Below are 18,793 nucleotides of genomic sequence, written 5' to 3'. Positions count from 1 at the left end.
CGAATGGGTTCGTTCGGTGGTCTCGGCGTCGTCGTTGCCGAACCGTCGCGAAGACAGGGTGTTACCGCCTCGAGTTCAGCTACGCTGGGTGTGGGAGCAGCTCCTACTGCTCCCACACCCAGTGAAGCGTGCCATCTTCAGTGGAGAATGTCGCTCAGCATGCTGATCAGCTCCATGATGGCCAGTGCCAGCTTCACCCAGTCGGAGCGGGAGTGCGGACTCCTATGCTCCGGCTGGGGCTGGCGGTGCCTGATGTTCATCTTTCACCTCCTCGATAATGTATGAGGGGTACTTGACTCCCTCATAGGCTTGAGAATAGCATAGGGCGTCACTCGTTCACGACCTCGCGTCAGCGAGGATGACCCGGTATGCGGGGCGCTTGAAGTGTGAACCCTGCGCTAGCAGGGAGGTTGACCGATGCCCCGGGGGTCACTACGGCCTCAGGGGCATCGGTTCTTCGTATCGCGGAAGGTCAGGGGAAGACCGGAACAACCGTCATGGCTGCAAATGTGGCTACATCAGGTGTCGCGCGGAAGACCTCCGGCCCGATGCGCCCGCCGCGCCGTCCCCACCGCCCGGGGCAGGGCCGCCAGGAGGCGCTCGACGTCGTCGGGAGACGTGCCCGCGCCCATCGTGCAGCGCAGCGTCCCCCGCGCCGCCTCCTCGCCCAGGCCCATCGCCAGCAGCACATGGCTCGGGCCGCTCACCCCCGCATGGCAGGCGGACCCCGCCGAGGCGTCGATGCCCGCCATGTCCAGGGCCATGAGCAGCGCCTCCGCGCTCACCGCCTCGAACCACAGATGAGCCGTCCCGGGCAGATGCGGCGCTGCTTCCGGCAGGGTCGCATGCGCCCCCGGGATCGCCAGCGCCCCCGCCAGCAGACGGGCCCGCAGCCCCTCCAGACGCGCCGCCTCCGCCTCCCGCTCGGCCACCGCCAGCTCAAGAGCCAATGCGAGCGCGCGGGCGCCCACCACGTCCTGCGTGCCTGAGCGCAGGCCCCGCTCCTGGCGCCCCCCGCCCATCGGCGCCACCAGCTCCAGATCGCGCCGGGCCACCAGCGCCCCCACGCCCACCGGCGCGCCCAGCTTGTGCCCGGAGATGCTCACCGCGTCCAGACCCCAGCCGTGAACATCCAGCGGAGCCCTTCCCACAGCCGCCACCGCATCGCAATGCACCGGCACGTATCCCGCCCGTCCCGGGCGCGGCGCGCCACTCGCCTCCCGCACCGCCGCGACGATCCCCGCCAGATCCTGCACGGCCCCCGTCTCGTTGTTCGCCGCCATGACGCTCACCAGCGCCACGGGCCCCGGCGCGCCCCCGTCCTCGAGGCGGGCCGCGCCCCCATCCGCCGGGGCCTCCCGTGCTTCGCGCGCCTCCCGCACCACCGCGGCCGCGGTCTCCGGCCGCACCAGCCCCGCGCTGTCGACCCCCAGAATCCGCAGGCGCGCCCCCAATCGCGCCTGCGCCGCCCTCGCCGAGTCCAGCACCGCCGGGTGCTCCACCGCCGAGACCGCCAGCACCCCACCCGGGACCGCCAAGGCCCGCCCCGCCACGACGAGCCCATCGGACTCCGTCCCACCAGAGGTCAGGATCACCTCGTGCGCGTCCACCCCCAGGGCCGCCGCGATCCGGCCCCGCGCCTCGGCCAGGCGCCCCGCCGCCTCACGGCCCGAGCCGTGCAGCGCCGCCGGATTCGCCCCCGCCAGGCCGCCGACCATCTCAGCCATATCCCGCGCCACCTGCTCGGAAACCTCGGGGCGCGTCGGTGCTGTCGCCGCATGATCGAGGTAGGTCCGCATGGAGGAACCCTAGAGGATCGCCCGATGGGGACGCTCCCGGCCGACGCGATACCATGCGCCAACCCTCGCTGAGGCACGAGGCGCTGGCGGGCAGGCATCGCCCTCTGCGCCGTCGTCGGATCCCCCGGGGCCAAGACCGCCCAGACCCGCACCCATCGACGGCGCGGCGCCCCAACTGCTGGGACCCGTTGGGCAGACGAGCGGGGAAGGGAGCATGGTGGGCCCATGTCCTCCAGACCCAGCGCACTCCGTCCCACCGCGCCTCATGAGACCGACCGGGACACCGCGCGCCGCAGCGAACCGGGGCTCCTGGAGCGCCTCGCCGCCGATCCCGCCACCCGGCTGCTCCTGGCCGACGCCCGGGGGCGCGTGGCGCTCGCGGCCCCCGCCATCCGCCCCGACCTGCCCCTGGACGGACTCACACCCTTCGAGCCCGCGCCGGGGAACCTGCGCCTGGCCGATCTGCGCGCCACCGATGCGGACCTGAGCGGGCTTCTCCTCATCTACCTCGGCCGCTCCCCACACGGTGGCGCTGCAAGTGAGGGGAGAACGGGAGGGCCGGGCCAGGATGCCGAGGGCGCCAGCTGGATCGCCGCCGTCATTCCCGACGGCGCCCCCGCCACCACTGCCACCGATCCCCAGGAAGCCGAGGGAACCCGGCGGCCCCGCGCCGACCTCGAGCGGATCCTCGCGGCCAACCCGCTCTCCGCGCTGCGCGCCGTCGGCGCCGCCCTCGACACCCACGACGCCGGGCTCGCCACCGCCGCCGTCGCCCTGTCTGCCTGGCACGCCTCCGCCCCCCACTGCGCCGCCTGCGGGGCCCGCACCGAGCCCTGCGAGGCCGGCTGGGCCCGCCGCTGCCCGCGCCCCGGCGGCTGCGGGGCCACCTCCTTCCCCCGCACCGACCCCGCCGTCATCATGGCGGTCACCGATGAGCGCGACCGCATCGTCCTCGTCCACGGCGCCGCCTGGCCGCCCCTGCGCTACTCCACCGTCGCCGGATTCGTCGAGGCGGGGGAGTCCGCCGAGGCCGCCGTCGCCAGGGAGGTCGCCGAGGAGATCGGGCTGCGGGTCGAGGCGGTCGAGCACGTCGCCACCCAGCCCTGGCCCTTCCCCCGCTCCCTCATGCTCGGCTACCGCGCCCGCCTCGCCCCCGGCGAGGGGCCCGCGCGCCCCGACGACGAGGAGGTCACCGACGCCGTCACCCTGTCCCGCGCGGAGCTGGCGCAGGCCGTGGCCGCCGGGAAGGTCATCCTTCCCGGCCCCACCTCCATCGCCCGCCTGCTCATCGAGGACTGGTACGGCGGGGAGCTCCCCGAGACGCCCGCGCGCAATGCCGAGGGCCGTCCCGAGGCGGTTGTGCCGCAGCGACCGTGAGCTGCGGGAGGATCGCGATAAGCGCCGTCGGAATGCGTCAGCGGGTCGTGGCAGGCTGTCCCCGATGAGCAAGCCCAGCCCGACCCCCGACGTCCTCGGCCCCACCCGGGCCGGGCGGCCGCTGAGCCCCGCCCAGCTGCTCGACGCCCTCGACCCCGATCAGCGCGCTGTCGCCGAGCACCTGGAGGGCGCCCTATGCGTGCTCGCCGGCGCCGGCACCGGCAAGACTCGCGCCATCACCTACCGCATCGCGCACGGCGTCGCCGTCGGCGCCTACCACCCCCATCAGCTCCTCGCCCTCACCTTCACCAAGAAGGCCGCGGGCGAGCTGCGCGGCCGCCTGCGCGCGCTGGGCATCGAGGGAGCCCAGGCCCGCACCTTCCACTCCGCCGCCCTCAGCCAGCTCCGCTACTTCTGGCCCAGCGCCATCGGCGGGCAGATCCTCCCCCTCCAGCCCGGCAAGGCCCCCCTCATCGCCGTCGCCACCTCCCGCCTCGGTTTGGGAACGGACCGCGCCCTCATCCGAGACCTCGCCGCGGAGATCGAATGGGCCAAGGTCACCAACACCCTCCCCGAGGACTACGCCCAGGCCGCCACCGCGCGCGGGCGCAGCGCCGCCGGGCTCGACGCCGGCACCATCGCCTCCGTCCTCCACCTCTACGAGGAGGCCAAGAGCGAGCGCGGTGTCATCGACTTCGAGGACGTCCTGCTCATCCTCGCCGGCATCCTCGCCGAGCGCGAGGACATCGCCGCCCGAGTGAGAAGCCAGTACAAGCACTTCGTGGTCGACGAGTACCAGGACGTCTCCCCGATCCAGCAGCGCCTGCTGGACCTGTGGCTCGGACGGCGCCGCCAGCTGTGCGTCGTCGGGGATGTCTCCCAGACCATCTACTCCTTCGCCGGCGCCACCCCGGACTTCCTCACCGGTTTCGCCTCCCGGTACGACGGCGCCCGCGTCATCCGCCTCAATCGCGACTACCGCTCCACTCCGCAGGTCGTCTCCCTGGCCAACCGGGTGCTCGCCCGCTCACGGCGCGGGGGAGGGGCACTGCGCCTGCCCGCCGGAGCCGTCGAGCTCGTCGCCCAGCGCCCCAGCGGCCCCGCCGTCCGCTTCGACTCCTACGCGGATGACACCGCCGAGGCCGCGGGCGTCGTCGAGCAGGTGGGGCGGCTCACCGCCACCGGCGTGCCCCTGTCCGAGATCGCCGTCCTCTACCGCACCAACTCCCAGTCCGAGGCCGTTGAGCAGGCGCTGGCCTCCGCGGGCATCGGATACCTCGTGCGCGGCGGAGAGCGGTTCTTCGAGCGCGACGAGGTCAAGCGCGCCATGGTGCTGCTGCGCGGCGCCGCCCGCACCGAGGCCGCCATCCTCACCGGGGACGTCGCCCGCGACGCCCGGGAGATTCTCGCCCGCGAGGGCTGGGCCGAGCAGCCCCCCGCCGCCCGCGGCGCCCAGCGCGAGCGCTGGGACTCCCTCAACGCCATCATCTCCCTCGCGGATGAGCTCGCCCCCCGCCCCGGCTCCAGCCTCGACACCCTCATCGCCGAGCTCACCGAGCGCGCCGAGGCGCAGAACGCCCCCACGGTCGACGGCGTCACCCTGTCCTCCCTCCACGCCGCCAAGGGCCTGGAATGGGAAGCGGTGCTCCTCATCGGCACCTGCGAGGGGCTCCTGCCGATCTCCCTGGCCGAGGGGACCGCCGCCCTGGAGGAGGAGCGGCGCCTGCTCTACGTGGGTGTCACCCGCGCCCGCGAGCACCTCCTCATCTCCTACGCCCGCGCCCGTCATCCCGGGGGCCGCGCCTCCCGCCGCCACTCCCGCTTCCTCGATGGCATCTGGCCCACCGACGCCGACACCGCGGGAAGCGGGGCGCGACGTCGGGGCGGCGGCTCCTCGCCGCGCGAGCGCGCCAAGGAGGCCGCCGCCCTCTTCGAGCAGGAGAACGATCCCGCCACCATCGCCCTGTTCGAGACCCTGCGCGCCTGGCGGGCCGAGGAGGCCAAGGGGCGCTCCGTGCCGGCCTACACGGTCTTCACGGATACGACGCTGCGGTCCATCGCCGTCGTCAAACCAGGCACCCGTCAGCAGCTCGCCCTCATCCGCGGCGTGGGCCCGGTCAAGATAGAGGCCTACTCCGAGGCCGTCCTCGCCATCGTTCGCGAGCAGACCGGTTAGGGCACCGCCCGGCCTATTGCGATTCCAGCGCCGCGCAGGCGCACTCCGGATGCGGCTGCCACCGCCGCTCCAGCCCCAGGGGCTCGGCCCCGGAGATCTCCAGGCTGCGGCCCGCCCACGCCCCCGGCCCATCGGCCAGAACCTCCAGGACCGTCCTCGCCACGAGCCCCGACGCCTGATGCGCCAGAAGCCGTTCGATGCGCGGCGCGGGCAGACCGCGCTCCTGCGTGGCCACCGCCGGCCAACGCGGGTCGGCGTCCCGCTCATGCAGATCGAGGCAGGCCGCGCACAGGGCCCGGCCCGGCTCCAGGAGCGGGCCGACTCGCACGCTCACCTCCCGCACCACCACCGGCAGATGCGGGGCGTCGGCCCGTGCCAGGCTCCGCGCCCGGACCGGATCGATGAGATGCGGCTCCACGGTGAGCATGAGGTCGGGAGTCGTGCGCAGCGGAGCCCGTCGCGCCGTCGTCGGGAAGGACTGAGCGACAGCGGCGTCGAAGGCCTGATCCTCGGCCAGGACCGTGCCCACCCCGGCCTCGGCGAGGAAGGCGATGGCTTCACGGGCGATCATCCTCGGCGCCCCGCCGTCGAGGCGCCCCAGGACCGCCAAGCGGGCCTCGCCCAGGCGGTGGGCGCGCGCCGAGGCGCCGCCGGGGGAGCGCAGGCGCTCCCAGTACAGGAGGTCGTCGGCCTCGCGCCCCTCGCCCGGGAGCGGCTCCTCGCGCAGCATCCCGGCCTCGCGCAGCCTGCCCACGAGCTCGCGGGCGCGGCGCAGGGGCAGGTCGACCAGGCGCGCTGAGCGGGACAGCGAGACCCGGTCGACGCCCTCGTCGAGGCGGTCGATGAGCCGCTGCTCCGCCGCGCTAATCCCCTTGAGGACGACGGCGTTGCCCGCCTCGGCCCCGATCTGGCACTCTCCTGGGCCCCGCCACAGGACGGGGGATGCTCCGCGCAGGCGCATATGACGCTCTCCTCACGGCCGCCGTGGGAACATGGGAACGGGGGACCGGTGAGCCGGTAGCGGGGCGGCCGGGATCAGCCTGGCACCTCAGACGGCGTCGTGCCAGGGGCGCGGGCGGATCTGTGGAAAACCGCCCGCCTCTGCAGGCCGAGAACAGTTTTCGACGCCGCGGTCGCCTGGGACCCCGCTGAGCACCGGGTCTTCGGAGAGCCCCTGACCCACTCGTGAACCACAGCCCGGCGCGCGGGAGCGCGCGTCGGGTGCCTGTGGACGGGGCCCGGTCTCGGCGCGTTTTTCGACCGGTCTCGATCCGAGGGGGGTTAGCGGGAGGCGACCGCTTGGCAGGTGGTGAGGGACGAGGCGTCGTCGGCGGCGATGCCCTCGACGGCCCGCACCGCCTCATGCAGATTGGACACCGCGTAGACCTCCATGCCCTCGGGCTCATGGCCCAGGACGTCCCCGCAGTTGCTCGCGGGGGCGAGGAAATAGCGCGACCCGGCGTTGGAAGCGCCCGCCATCTTCTGAGCGATGCCGCCGATCGGCCCGATCGTGCCATCGGAGGAGATCGTCCCCGTGCCGGCGATGTCCTTGCCGCCGGTGAGATCCCCCGGGGTGATCTTGTCGACGATGCCGAGGGCGAACATCGAGCCGGCGCTCGGCCCGCCCACGTCCGACAGGGAGAAGGTCGCGTTGACATCCGACTTCGCGCGCACATCGAGCATGACGCCCAGGAGCGAGCCCTCACGGCCCGAGTCCCGGCCCGGGGCGAGGGTCGTCATCGCCAGGGTGATGTCCCGCCCGTCGCGGCTCACCACGACCTGGACCTGGGCGCCCGGCACGATGGTGGTCATGAGCTCCTGGAGCTGGGCGTAGGTGGTCAGGGTCGTCGTCTGCCCGCCCGCGGGCGTGATCGTGCGGATGACATCCCCGGCCTTGAACACGCCGTCGCCCCGCTCCTGCGTGGTCCCCCGCACGGTGAGGACCATGGAGTCCGCCAACCCGGTCTCCATGAGCGCGGCGGTCACCGCCGCGTCCTGCGAGCTCGTCATCTGGGCCTGCTCCACCTTGTGCTGCTGCTCGGCGGTGACGCTTTCGGGGCAGACCTGGTCGCGGTCGAGCACGACCTCATCGGAGTCGAACCAGGCGTGGATGACGTCCAGCGCGGTCACCGGGTAACCCGGGCAGCCGGAGACCGCCACCGTGGTCATCCGCAGCGCTCCCTGCGCGTGATAGGTCTCGGCGCCCGAGACGCTGATGAGGTCGGTGGACTGGCCCTCGGACTGAACGGTGCCGAGCACGTTCCAGGTCCGTCCCGGGCTCTCGATGACCTTCGGGACGGGGATCGTCGCCGCCGCGATGAAGGCCAGGATCCCCAAAGCCACCCAGGCCAGGAGCCAGCGCCACGGGTGGGCGATGCGCGGGCGGCCCCCGGCGGCGGCCTCAGGGGCGGCCCCCGCGTCCGGGGCTACGGCGGTCGGTGCGTTGGCGGGCGCGCCGGGGGCTGGGAGCGCCGGGACAGGATGCTCGGTCACGGGCCCCATCATGACCCACGGGGCAGCGCCGCGCCCACCCGCCCCTCGCGTCATCGCGCTGCCGGCGAAGCGCGCACCCGGCGCGCAGGCGCCCATGGCACGATCATCCTGTGCCCGGCGGGCGCTCCCTCGGCGCCCGTCTTACGGCACCGCCTCGACGCCAGCCAGTCACCACCGCCAGGGAGGAACCCCATGAGCGAGGACCCCTTCGAGACCCTTGAGGAGCTCCTCTCCGCGATCCTCGGGCCGCAGACCGCGCGCGACGCCGTCGCCGCCCTGCGATCCTCCGGCATCGCCCCCGAGCAGCTCGCCTCGATGGGCGGGATGGAAGAGCTCGCGCGCATGAGCCCCGGGCAGGCGATGGCGATGCGCGCGCAGCTGTCCCAGATGTTCGCCGCCTCCTCATCCCAGCCCGTCAACTGGACCATGGGCCGTGACCTCGCCCTCCAGCAGGCGCGTGAGGGGGCAGGCGACCCCACCGTCACGGCCGCGCAGGCCCAGGCCATCCGCCGGGCCCTGACCGTCGCCGATCTCTGGCTGGACACCGCTACCGAGCTCATGCCGGCCCCCGGCGGGCGCGAGGCCTGGAGCCGAGAGGCCTGGGTCACTCAGACCATGCCCGTGTGGAAGGACGTCTGCGCGCCCGTCGCCCAGGCCGCCACTCGCGCCCTCTTCGAGGCCCTCACCCACCAGATGCGGGACATGGGCGAGGCGGTGGATGAGGCCGCCAAACAGGTCGGCGCCCTGGAGGCGATCATGCGCACCATGGCCGGCGCCGCCTTCGGCATGCAGCTCGGCCACGCCATCGGGCGGCTCGCGCAGGAGGCCGTCGCCTCCACCGAGGTCGGCCTGCCGCTGACCCGTGAGCCCGGCACCGCCCTCCTACCCGCCAATATCAGCGCCTTCGCCGCCGAGCTGGAGGAGGACGAGGAGGAGGTGCGGATGTTCTTCGCCGTGCGGGAGGCCGCCACCGCGCGCCTCTACGCGCATGTCCCCTGGCTGCGCGGGCAGGTCATGAGCGCCGTTGAGGCCTACGCCCGCGGCATCGCCATCGACACAGACGCCGTCGAGGCAGCCGTGGCGCAGGTGGATCTGCATGACCCCGAGGCGATCCAGGCGGCCCTGGCCGGGGGGATGTTCTCCCCGCAGTCCAGTCCCGAGCAGCTCGAGGCCCTCGGCCGCCTCGAGACCCTCCTGGCCCTCATCGAGGGTTGGGTGCAGGTGGTCACCGAGCGGGCGATCGCCCCGCATCTGCCGCGAGGCATGGCGCTGGCCGAGATGATGCGGCGCCGTCGCGCCGCCGGCGGCCCCGCTGAGCAGGTCTTCGCCCAGCTCATCGGCCTGGAGTTCCGCCCCCGGCTCGCCCGTGAGGCAGCCGAGCTGTGGCGGCGCATCGGCTCGCAGGCCGGCGATGCCGAGCGCGACGCCTTCTGGCAGCACCCCGATGTCATGCCCACCGCCTCCGAGCTCGCCCACCCCGAGGACTTCCTGACGATGCGGCAGGCGGACAAGGACATGGACGCCGATCTCGCCTCGCTGCTCGACGGCACCCTGGGCTACACCGACGCCGCCCGAGAGGCGGACAGGGCCGATCAGGGCGGGCGCGGGAAGCGGGACGAGAGCCCCGACTCGGATGGTCCCGGCGCCCCCGGCGGGGAGGACTGAGCCCCGGCGCCCGGCGCCCGGACGAGGCTCAGATGAAGGTGGCCCGCAGGGCCTCCGCCAGCCCTGGCACCAGGTCGGGGCCCTGGGCGACCATGGCGGGGGAGTCCTGGGAGCGGGCGCGCACCGCGCACCACGCCTCATTGGAGCGCAGCGCCCCGACCACGACGCGCACCTCCTCGCGATCCGTCCGGCTCTCCAGGTAGGCCAGCTGCTCGGCCTCGTCCTCGATCGCGGCGGCCTCCGCCTCCGCCTCCGCCGGCAGGATGATGCGCTCAGCGGACACGGCCACACCGTCGACGCTCATCGGCCAGGCGAGCTGGGTGAGCAGGTCCTCCAGCGTGGACGAGGGCGGCAGGTCCTCCTGCTCAACGATCATGAGCGACTCCGGGTTTTCCCCGGCCGCCTCCACGGCGCCGGGGTCCAGGAGGTCGGCCAGGGAGGGATCGGCCTGGAGGGCCGTCGAGGTGCGCACCAATGCGAAGACCGCCACGGGAGCGTCCCAGCCCCGCTTCGCCATGTGCTCCTCGAGCTCCATGACGGCGTCGGCCAGGGCGACGTGGCGCGGCGAGCCGAGCGCGAGGCGGCGCGCGGTCCCGGTGACGGACGGGTTCTCCCCAGGGGCGGTCGACTGCGTCATGCGCCTATCCTCGCACCCTCGCAACCATTCCTCCGGCCGATCCCGGCGCCGACCGGCGCGTCCCGCTTTGATCGCCGTCTCGCGCCTATGGGACCATGGGGACCGGGCGCCTCGGCGCCGACCCAGCCCGCGCGAGGGTCGCGCGGCACCAGCGACGGAGCGTGATCGTGAACAACAGGTCCGACGACGATCCCATCGAGCAGCCAGATCCCGACCGGCCCGAGGATGCGCCCCGGACCCCGTCTGAGGGCGCCGAGGAACCGGAGGGGGTGAAGGGGCCGAGGAAATCCGGGGGCTCGGCGGGCTCCGCTGACGAGCCCAGCAAGGAGGACCGCGTCCGCTCGGGGATGTTCTTCGAGGGGGACGCCGCTTTCCTGCGTCACCTCGGCGATGCCCTCAAGGCCCATGACCCCGGCCCGGCGGACGGCGGAGGCGGGGACTCCCGCAGTGGAGGCCGCGGCTCCGGCGGCTCTCATGGCAGTGGTGGGCACGACGGCGGCCGCGCCCACCGGCCCTCCAGCGGCGCAGGCCCCTCCCGGCGCCCGGGACCGCTCTCCCTGACGATCGGCATCCTGGCCGGAGCGGCGGCGCTCATCGGCGTCCTCTCGCACTGGTGGACGGAGGTCCTCTGGTTCAACCAGGTGGGCTACCAGCGGATCTTCTGGACCCATTGGGCCAGCGCCGGGGCGCTGTTCGTCGTCGGGTTCGCCATCATGTTCCTGGCCATCGGCGGCGCGATGACCGCGGCCTACCGCGCCCGCGAGATCGAGGTCCCCACCGACGAGGCCACTCGCAATCTGGAGGCCTACCGCACGCTCGTCGAGCCCTTCCGCCGGCGTCTGGCCTGGCTCATCCCCGCGGCCCTGGCGCTGGCCGGCGCGGCCGGGGAGCTCGCGCCCAAGTGGCAGCAGTTCCTCCTGGCCCTCAACGCCGAGCCCTTCGGGGCGACCGACCCGCAGTTCGGCATGGACATCTCCTTCTACGTCTTCATCCTGCCGGTGCTCACCACAGTGGTCGGCTTCCTCATCCGCGTGGTCATCTTCGCGGGCCTGGCGAGCGTGGCCGTCCACTACCTCTACGGTGGGATCGCGGTGGCGCGCGCCCAGCACGTCACCCGCGCCGCGCGCATCCACCTCACCGGTTTCATGGCGGCCTTCAGCCTCCTGCTGGGCGCGCGCTACTGGTTGACCCGCTACACCTCGCTGCACTCCTCGAACTCCAGGTTCGACGGCGCCGCCTACACCGACGTCAACGCGGTCCTGCCCGCCCAGGCGATCCTGGCCGCCATCGCCGTCGTCATCGCGGTGCTGTTCATCGCCTCGATCCGCTCCAGCTCGTGGCGGCTTCCCATCATCGGCGTCGTCGTCATGGTCGCCTCGGCCCTGGTCATCGGGACCGGCTACCCCGTGGTCATCCAGCGCTTCGTCGTCGAGCCCAACGCGCAGCGCGAGGAGTCGGAGTACATCGGCCGCAATATCAACGCCACGCTGGCCGCCTACGGGCTGGGGGACGCCAGCCTGTCCGCCTATGACGCCAAGACCACGGCGGAGCCGGGCCAGCTGCTGGAGGACGCGGAGTCGACGGCGTCGATCCGCCTGCTCGACCCGGGCCAGATCTCGCCGACCTTCCGCCAGGTCCAGCAGAACAAGCAGTACTACTCTTTCCAGCCCCGCCTGAACGTGGACCGCTACCAGATCAACGGCCGCAGCCGGGACACGGTCATCGCGGTGCGCGAGCTCAACCTCAACGGCGTCGGGCGGGATCAGCGGACCTGGATCAATGACCACACCGTGTACACCCATGGCTACGGCGTCGTCACCGCCTACGGCAACACGGTGGCCTCCGACGGCAGCCCGGCGTTCTGGGAGGGCGGCATCCCCTCCCAGGGGGATCTGGGCGCCTACGAGCCGCGCATCTACTTCGGCCAGTCCTCGCCCAAGTACTCGATCGTCGGCGGGGACGACGGCGGCAGCCCCAGCGAGCTCGACTACCCCGACGACACCGCCCCCAACGGCCAGGTGAACTCGACCTTCGCCGGCAACGGCGGCCCGAACGTGTCGAACTACTGGAACCGGTTGCTGTACGCGGTGAAATTCCAGGAGATGAACCTCCTGTTCTCCAAGGAGGTCCGGGACGGCTCCCAGATCCTCTACGATCGCGACCCCGCCGAGCGCGTCGCGAAGGTCGCCCCCTGGCTCACGCTGGACGGCAACCCCTATCCGGCCGTCGTGGATGATGACGACGACCCCTCCACCCCCAAGCGCGTCCTGTGGATCCTCGACGGCTACACGACGACGAACAACTACCCGTACTCCCAGCACGCCTCCCTCACGGCGGCCACCGGCTCGAACGACCTGGTGAGAGCGCCCGAGGAGTCGAACTACGTGCGCAACTCCGTCAAGGCGGTCGTCGACGCCTACGACGGCTCGGTGCACCTGTTCGAATGGGACCAGGACGACCCGATCCTCAAGGCCTGGTCCAAGGTGTTCCCCGGAACGATCACGCCGATGAGCCGGATGAGCGCCGACCTCATGGCGCATATGCGCTACCCGGAGGACCTGTTCAAGGTGCAGCGCTCCATCATGGCGAAGTACCACGTGCAGGACCCGGCCAGCTTCTACTCCGGCGGCGACTTCTGGCAGGTCCCCGACGACCCGACCCGGGACGCCGACCCGAACAGGCAGGGCGAGTCCCCGCAGGACCCTTACTACTTGAGCCTGAAGATGCCGGACCAGGACGCGGCGAGCTTCTCCCTGTCCAGCGTCTTCATCTTCCCCGGGCGCACGGTGCTCACGGCCTTCATGGCGGTGGACTCCGAGACCTCCTCCGGCCAGGCGGGGGTGCGCAATCCGAATTACGGCAAGATACGCGTCCTCGAGCTGCCCAGATCCTCGAATATCCCGGGTCCCGGTCAGGTCCAGGGCAACTTCAACTCCTACAACGAGGCCTCGACGGTGCTCAACCTGCTGTCCCAGCAGGGCTCCCAGGTGATCAAGGGGAACCTCTTGACCCTCCCAGTGGGAGGAGGCCTGCTGTACGTCCAGCCGGTGTACGTCCAGTCGTCCTCGGGCACGCAGTACCCGCTGCTGCGCAAGGTGCTGGTCTCCTTCGGGGACAAGGTGGGCTTCGCGGACAACCTGTCCGGCGCGCTCGATCAGGTCTTCGGCGGCGATTCCGGGGCCAAGACGGGCCAGGAGGAGGTCAACGGCGATGCCGCCGCCGCCAACGGCACCTCGACGGCGCCCATCGACTCCGGTGGGACGGATGCGGGCGCTCCGGCCGTGGATCCTTCAGCGGCGGCCGGCTCCGCGCCGACGGCCGTTCCGAGCGCCCCGGCGACGACGGCGCCCGCCTCTCCCGCCCCCAGCGCCTCCACGAGCGGCTCGACCGGCGACCCGGCGACGGATCTGCAGAGCGCCCTCGCTGACGCGCAGACGGCGATGAGCGATGCGGACAAGGCGCTCAAGGCCGGCGACTGGACGGCCTACGGCGACGCGCAGAAGCGCCTCGACGCGGCGATCTCCCGGGCCGTCGACGCCCAGGGGAAGCTGAACAGCAAGTAGGGGCCGCGGGGTTGGCCGGCCGGCCAACCCCGCGCGCCGCTTGCGGTCCGGTGCTGCCGGAGGTCCGGCCTCCGGCTCGGCCGCGCTCCTGGTGAGGAAGGGCACGCTCTGGCGGCTTGAAGACGGGCGCGGGCCCGGGCTAGAATTTCACTCGCCGACGCGGGGTGGAGCAGTTCGGTAGCTCGCCGGGCTCATAACCCGGAGGTCGCAGGTTCGAATCCTGTCCCCGCTACGAGACCGGAGGCCCCGGCACCAGCAGGTGCCGGGGCCTCCCGCATGCCCGGCACGTACGCCGCCGGCACCCACGTGACACCCTCATCGGTTGCCATCTGTGAGGGCATCAGGTCGTCGACGGTGACGCCAAAGGCCTGGGCGAGCTTGAAGACATCCTCTGCAGGCCAGCTGATCCGGCCTCGGAGTCGCTGGCTGATATTCGACCCGGCGACGCCGAGGAACGGGCCGACCTGGGCGCGGGTCAGGTTGTTGGTGAGCAGGTACTGGTTGACCGCGGCGCCGACAGCAGCGTCGAAGCTCATCGCGGAGTCAAGTGGTTGTGAGTTCATGTCTCATATGCACCAGATGAACGTCTCACTAACGGACCTGAGGTGAGTGACATGCTCACTGGTCGTTAGGCAGCGGCGCTGCTGCCCGGGGTGAGCTACGCGATGTTGATGCGTTGGGCTCGTGGAGAACGGGTTCCCTCTACCCAGTACGTCGAGGGTGGGCGGAGACTCTTCCGGAGGTCACACACATTGAGGCCCTCCTGCGACCGCTCGTGGCGTTGTCGGTGGGTTCACCGGCGGAGGTGGCGCCCCCTGGTCAGGTGATGTTGTCGTGGCCGGGGGCTCCGACTCCGCTGGCGCCGCCGTCGGTTCTGTCGCCCTCTGGTGGGGGTGAGCGGTGATGGCTGCGGGGAGTGCGGTTGCTGTGAGGGGGTGCGCCTCGTCGCGCGGGGTCGTGGGGCTGCTGGTTTACGCCCATGGGCTCATGCCTGCGGCCTCCAGGGAGGCGATGGCTTCCTCGCCCCAGGCCTCGTTGTTGGGCACCCGCACCCTCCAGTCGCCCTCGGACCAGACCATGGTCAGCGGCCAGGACACCAGGCGGGAGTCGCCCGCCTGGACGACAGCCAGGGTGACCACGACCTCGTCGGGCGAGCGCAGAGTCGCCTTGTAGCCCTTGATCTGCAGAGGCGCGCCGATCTCACCTCCCCACGTCTGGGAGGCCTGAGTGGCCAGGCGGTTCCTGTCGGGGCCGGCCTCCATGCGGTCGTGAATCACGTCCAGCAGTTGCTGCTTGGAGGAGAACCACACCATGAAGCCGCCCGCGCTCAGCACCGCCCCCCTGGGGGAGTGCGCGTAGCACGAGGACACCCCCAGCGGGGAGGCCGTGCTCGGCCCGACCCCGTCCAAGAACGGGACCTTCAACCCCCTGCCCGCAGTGGTCGTCCCGGCACCCAAAGCGCCCGTGGGCACCGACAGATCGCCCGGCGCCAACCCACAAACTGACTCCGCCCCAGCGCTCGCCGATGGCGCGGTGGCCATTTGGCCCTGGTTGTCGATGTCATTGGAGGCAGTGGTGGATGGAGCGTTGCTGGCAGCGGTCTGGTCGGCAGCGGGCAGGGGTGTGCTGGTCGAGGTTGGCTCGCTGGCGCCGCATCCGGCGGCGAGAAGTGCGGTGATGGCCGCGATGACCGGAACGAGGGGCTTGGTGTGCATGGCGGTTGTCCTTTCGTGGGGCGCGGCGGGCTCTCCGCGGGCGTTGGGCGTGGTGTGTCTGCTCCTGCTGGCCGGCGCGCCACCGGAAGGGGCGCCGGCTGTGGCGGGGAGGGGCATTGCCGGGCTCTTCCCCGCCTCCACCAGCCGATTATCTCTGTTGGGTACGACATGAATCGGGGTTTGCGCCGATGAGTTTCCGAGCATCTCATTGGGCCTCATTGGGCCGTGCACGAGGTGCGCGGGTTGCGGCCGGTGGAGCGGATCGTGCTGCTGGTCCTCAGCGAGTACGCCGATGACCGGGACTGCGCGTGGGCGCGTTGCCGGACTGGCGGGCCCTGGACGATCGGGGTCCGATGAAGCCGTGAGGCGGCGACCGGTGAACGGTCCGGTCTGGCCGGTTCCGGGGGTGCCGCCGATGACATGCCGGGGGCTCCGGGGGCCGCCGCCCAGGGGCCTAGGAGTGCCAGGCGCCGATGATGACGGCGACGGCGCTGAGAGCACCCGGGGTGCACTTGCCAGTGGTGCATATCACTGCCCTGCTATTGAGCTGTGATGCCCGCGGGCCGATAATGATGGGGACCCACCCGGTCGCTTCCCGGATGGGTCCCCGAGGCCGATGGCTCAGTCGAACCAACGACCGAGGGCCTCCACAAGGACACCGACGGCCCGGACCAGGCGAGCGATGCTGTTAACTATGTCGCTCACCTGCCGGGCCGTTCCCTTGTCCTCGCGGGTTTCGACGTGTCTGCCTTGCAGCTTGGCCACGGCCCTCACCTCCTCCCTAGTCCCTCCCTCCCCGGTCAAGGACACGTTGTTCCGGGAGGAGGTACCGGAGAAGACCCGGCCATCCTATCGAAGAGACCGCCAGACGGAGCGGTTCGCCCCCCTGCTCACCTGTGGAGGCCACCGGCCATCGCGGGGGCCGACGGCGACACACACACATGTGGATAGTGGGACCCGTGTCGGGGCCGTGGGCAGCCCACGCCGTCGCCTGGCTCCGCCCTGCGCTGCGCCATGAGGGTTGGAAGCCGAATCGTGAGGACGTGGAGAACCTGACCGAATACGGCAGAAGCCGCTCTACACCGACACCTTGATCATGGTGCGCGCCTACGACGCCGCCCACGTCAGCGCGCCGCAGTTACCTATTCCAGGACGTCTACGATTGGGTGAGGGAGTTGCGCACGGTCGACATTCGCAAGAATGTAGAGGGAGCCCAGTTCTTCCTCCCGGTGTTGATGATCGGTCGCGCTGCCGGTCGGCAGCTCGACTGGCGCGAGGTGCACAGCGCAACCGATGACCAGGCGAGCCAGGTGTCATCCGAGCGGCAGGACTTCGAGCCGCTGCACGAGATATTCGATCAGATCGTCTCATCCGGACTACGACACCCTGCGCACGTCACCCGACCCGGAGGTCGCAGGTTCGAATCCTGTCCCCGCTACGAGACCGGAGGCCCCGGCACCAGCAGGTGCCGGGGCCTCCCGCATGCCCGGCACGTACGCCGCCGGCACCCACGGGCTATCGGCGGTGCATTCCGCACGGGGCGGTGCTGACCGGTGCCGTGTGCACCCACAGGTGCGGGCAGGACGCACCAGTGGGTGCACACAGCACCACTCGGTGGCGAAGGCGCTATTCGGTGGGAGCGGCACCAGTCGGTGCGGCCCACCTCGGGCCGGGCCTCATATCGTGGCCTGAGGCAGCCGCCGCGCGGCCAGGTGCCCTATGGGCGCTGGCCGGGTATTTCTCCGGTGCGGTCCCTGGGGCTCCGAGTGGGAGCCGGCGATCTCCCGGTGCTGCGGGACGTGAGTCCGCGGGTGCGTGGGCCCGCTTTTCGCTAGCCTTGGGACCATGACAACTGAGAAGTCCGGCGCGACGACGCGCACAGAGTCCGACTCCATGGGGACCATCGAGGTCGCCTCCGACCGCTACTGGGGCGCCCAGACCGAGCGCTCCCTGCACAACTTCGACATCGGCCGCAACACCTTCGTATGGGGCCGGCCCATGGTCCGCGCCCTCGGCGTGCTCAAGAAGTCAGCCGCCCTGGCCAATGCCGAGCTCGGCGAGCTCCCCCAGGACATCGCCGACCTCATCGCCGCCGCCGGGGATGAGGTCATCGCCGGCAAGCTCGACGACCACTTCCCGCTCGTCGTCTTCCAGACCGGCTCGGGCACCCAGTCCAACATGAACTCCAACGAGGTCATCTCCAACCGCGCCATCGAGCTGGCCGGTGGGCAGATGGGCTCCAAAACCCCCGTTCACCCCAATGACCACGTCAACCGCGGACAGTCCTCCAACGACACCTTCCCCACGGCCATGCACATCGCCGTGGTCAGCGAGCTGGCGGCCATGTACCCGCGCGTCGCCCAGCTGCGCGACACCCTGGCCAAGAAGTCCGAGGAATACAAGGACGTTGTCATGGTGGGCCGCACCCACCTCCAGGACGCCACCCCCATCACCCTGGGCCAGGTCATCTCCGGGTGGGTCGACCAGATCGACTTCGCACTCGACGGCATCCGTTACGCCGACTCCCGCGCTCGCGAGCTCGCCATCGGCGGCACCGCCGTCGGCACCGGTCTCAACGCCCACCCCGACTTCGGCCGGCTCTGCGCCGCGAAGATCAGCGAGGAGACCGGCATCGAGTTCACCCAGGCCGCCAACCTCTTCGCGGCCCTGGGCGCGCACGACGCCCTCGTCCTGGTCTCCGGGGCGCTTCGCGTGCTCGCCGATGCCCTCATGAAGATCGCCAACGACGTGCGCTGGTACGCCTCCGGCCCGCGCAACGGCATCGGTGAGCTGCTCATCCCCGAGAACGAGCCCGGAAGCTCGATCATGCCCGGCAAGGTCAACCCCACCCAGTGCGAGGCCATGACCATGGTCGCCGTGCAGGTCTTCGGCAACGATGCCGCCGTCGGCTTCGCTGGATCCCAGGGCAATTTCCAGCTCAATGTTTTCAAGCCCGTCATGGCCTGGAATGTCCTGGAGTCCATCCGCCTGCTCGGCGACGCCTGCGTCTCCTTCGACACCAACTGCGCCTACGGCATCGAGCCCAACCTGCCCAAGATCGAGGCGAACCTCGCCACGAACCTCATGCAGGTCACGGCCCTCAACCGCCACATCGGCTACGACAAGGCCTCCAAGATCGCCAAGAACGCGCACCGCAAGGGCCTGTCGTTGCGCGAGTCCGCCCTCGAGCTCGGCTTCGTCACCGCCGAGGAGTTCGACGCCTGGGTGGTGCCCATGGATATGACGCACCCCAGCGCCGCCAAGTGAGCCGCGCCCGCTGAGCGCGGGCCCTCGGCCGGGCCCTCATCGAGAGGGCCCGGCCAGGCGGGACCGACGACGGCGCCCGCCCTCCGACATAGGAGGGCGGG

The 18,793-nt window shown here is 71.5% G+C and carries 11 protein-coding genes and 1 tRNA gene; 6 read left to right on the top strand and 6 right to left on the bottom strand.

Going from position 1 to position 18,793, the window contains the following annotated elements; translation table 11 throughout:
• Nucleotides 1-518: 518 nt before the first annotated feature.
• Nucleotides 519-1,799 (bottom strand): cysteine desulfurase family protein, encoded by a 1,281-nt coding sequence (locus B1H50_RS00075; protein ID WP_080461776.1) that lies wholly within the window; start codon nucleotides 1,797-1,799, stop codon nucleotides 519-521.
• 225 nt (nucleotides 1,800-2,024) lie between these two features.
• Here B1H50_RS00075 and nudC point away from each other — a divergent pair, with 225 nt between their 5' ends.
• Together nudC and B1H50_RS00065 are read left to right on the top strand one after the other, a co-directional pair.
• A complete protein-coding gene (gene nudC, locus B1H50_RS00070) occupies nucleotides 2,025-3,176 on the top strand; it encodes an NAD(+) diphosphatase (protein WP_080461775.1) in 1,152 nt (383 codons plus the stop codon).
• Between the two features lie 64 nt (nucleotides 3,177-3,240).
• A complete protein-coding gene (locus B1H50_RS00065; protein WP_080461774.1) occupies nucleotides 3,241-5,352 on the top strand; it encodes an ATP-dependent DNA helicase UvrD2 in 2,112 nt (703 codons plus the stop codon).
• A 13-nt stretch (nucleotides 5,353-5,365) separates the two neighbouring features.
• Here the strand turns inward: B1H50_RS00065 and B1H50_RS00060 are convergent, their stop codons facing one another.
• Together B1H50_RS00060 and B1H50_RS00055 are read right to left on the bottom strand one after the other, a co-directional pair.
• On the bottom strand, nucleotides 5,366-6,313 hold the full coding sequence (locus tag B1H50_RS00060; RefSeq protein WP_080461773.1) for a hypothetical protein: 948 nt from the start codon (nucleotides 6,311-6,313) through the stop codon (nucleotides 5,366-5,368).
• A 320-nt stretch (nucleotides 6,314-6,633) separates the two neighbouring features.
• A complete protein-coding gene (locus B1H50_RS00055; RefSeq protein ID WP_233129471.1) occupies nucleotides 6,634-7,854 on the bottom strand; it encodes a YlbL family protein in 1,221 nt (406 codons plus the stop codon).
• A gap of 183 nt (nucleotides 7,855-8,037) precedes the next feature.
• On the opposite strand from B1H50_RS00055, the gene B1H50_RS00050 reads away from it, so the two are divergent.
• Nucleotides 8,038-9,510 (top strand): zinc-dependent metalloprotease, encoded by a 1,473-nt coding sequence (locus B1H50_RS00050; RefSeq protein ID WP_080461772.1) that lies wholly within the window; start codon nucleotides 8,038-8,040, stop codon nucleotides 9,508-9,510.
• A 28-nt stretch (nucleotides 9,511-9,538) separates the two neighbouring features.
• Here B1H50_RS00050 and B1H50_RS00045 read toward each other — a convergent pair whose 3' ends face one another.
• Nucleotides 9,539-10,147, bottom strand: coding sequence for a PPA1309 family protein (locus tag B1H50_RS00045; protein WP_080461771.1), 609 nt, complete (start codon nucleotides 10,145-10,147; stop codon nucleotides 9,539-9,541).
• 167 nt (nucleotides 10,148-10,314) lie between these two features.
• Between B1H50_RS00045 and B1H50_RS00040 the strand changes: the two genes are divergently transcribed.
• Entirely contained in the window at nucleotides 10,315-13,710 is a 3,396-nt protein-coding gene (locus B1H50_RS00040) for a UPF0182 family membrane protein (RefSeq protein WP_080461770.1), read from the top strand.
• 158 nt (nucleotides 13,711-13,868) lie between these two features.
• Nucleotides 13,869-13,942: transfer RNA gene (locus B1H50_RS00035), tRNA-Met, on the top strand.
• Here B1H50_RS00035 and B1H50_RS10115 read toward each other — a convergent pair.
• Nucleotides 13,902-14,246 (bottom strand): helix-turn-helix domain-containing protein, encoded by a 345-nt coding sequence (locus tag B1H50_RS10115; protein ID WP_416171278.1) that lies wholly within the window; start codon nucleotides 14,244-14,246, stop codon nucleotides 13,902-13,904. The genes B1H50_RS00035 and B1H50_RS10115 overlap by 41 nt on opposite strands.
• A gap of 435 nt (nucleotides 14,247-14,681) precedes the next feature.
• The gene (locus B1H50_RS09480; protein WP_095532440.1) at nucleotides 14,682-15,425 is read right to left on the bottom strand and encodes a hypothetical protein; all 744 of its coding nucleotides are present in this window, start codon (nucleotides 15,423-15,425) and stop codon (nucleotides 14,682-14,684) included.
• 1,845 nt (nucleotides 15,426-17,270) lie between these two features.
• Here B1H50_RS09480 and fumC point away from each other — a divergent pair.
• Nucleotides 17,271-18,692, top strand: a complete 1,422-nt coding sequence (gene fumC / locus B1H50_RS00005) for a class II fumarate hydratase (protein WP_080461765.1) — start codon at nucleotides 17,271-17,273, stop codon at nucleotides 18,690-18,692.
• Nucleotides 18,693-18,793: the final 101 nt, after the last annotated feature.

The organism is Actinomyces gaoshouyii (genome assembly GCF_002072175.1).
GTDB classification, from domain to species: Bacteria; Actinomycetota; Actinomycetes; order Actinomycetales; family Actinomycetaceae; genus Actinomyces; species Actinomyces gaoshouyii.
Note: the sequence above shows the minus strand (reverse complement) of the source record. Positions and strands in the feature narration are given on the sequence as shown.

Coding starts and splice junctions, on each gene's coding strand:
- B1H50_RS00075 (WP_080461776.1), bottom strand. CDS start 1,799: ATGCGGACCTACCTCGATCATGCGGCGACAGCACCGACGCGCCCCGAG.
- nudC (WP_080461775.1), top strand. CDS start 2,025: ATGTCCTCCAGACCCAGCGCACTCCGTCCCACCGCGCCTCATGAGACC.
- B1H50_RS00065 (WP_080461774.1), top strand. CDS start 3,241: ATGAGCAAGCCCAGCCCGACCCCCGACGTCCTCGGCCCCACCCGGGCC.
- B1H50_RS00060 (WP_080461773.1), bottom strand. CDS start 6,313: ATGCGCCTGCGCGGAGCATCCCCCGTCCTGTGGCGGGGCCCAGGAGAG.
- B1H50_RS00055 (WP_233129471.1), bottom strand. CDS start 7,854: ATGGGGCCCGTGACCGAGCATCCTGTCCCGGCGCTCCCAGCCCCCGGC.
- B1H50_RS00050 (WP_080461772.1), top strand. CDS start 8,038: ATGAGCGAGGACCCCTTCGAGACCCTTGAGGAGCTCCTCTCCGCGATC.
- B1H50_RS00045 (WP_080461771.1), bottom strand. CDS start 10,147: ATGACGCAGTCGACCGCCCCTGGGGAGAACCCGTCCGTCACCGGGACC.
- B1H50_RS10115 (WP_416171278.1), bottom strand. CDS start 14,246: ATGAGCTTCGACGCTGCTGTCGGCGCCGCGGTCAACCAGTACCTGCTC.
- B1H50_RS09480 (WP_095532440.1), bottom strand. CDS start 15,425: ATGCACACCAAGCCCCTCGTTCCGGTCATCGCGGCCATCACCGCACTT.
- fumC (WP_080461765.1), top strand. CDS start 17,271: ATGACAACTGAGAAGTCCGGCGCGACGACGCGCACAGAGTCCGACTCC.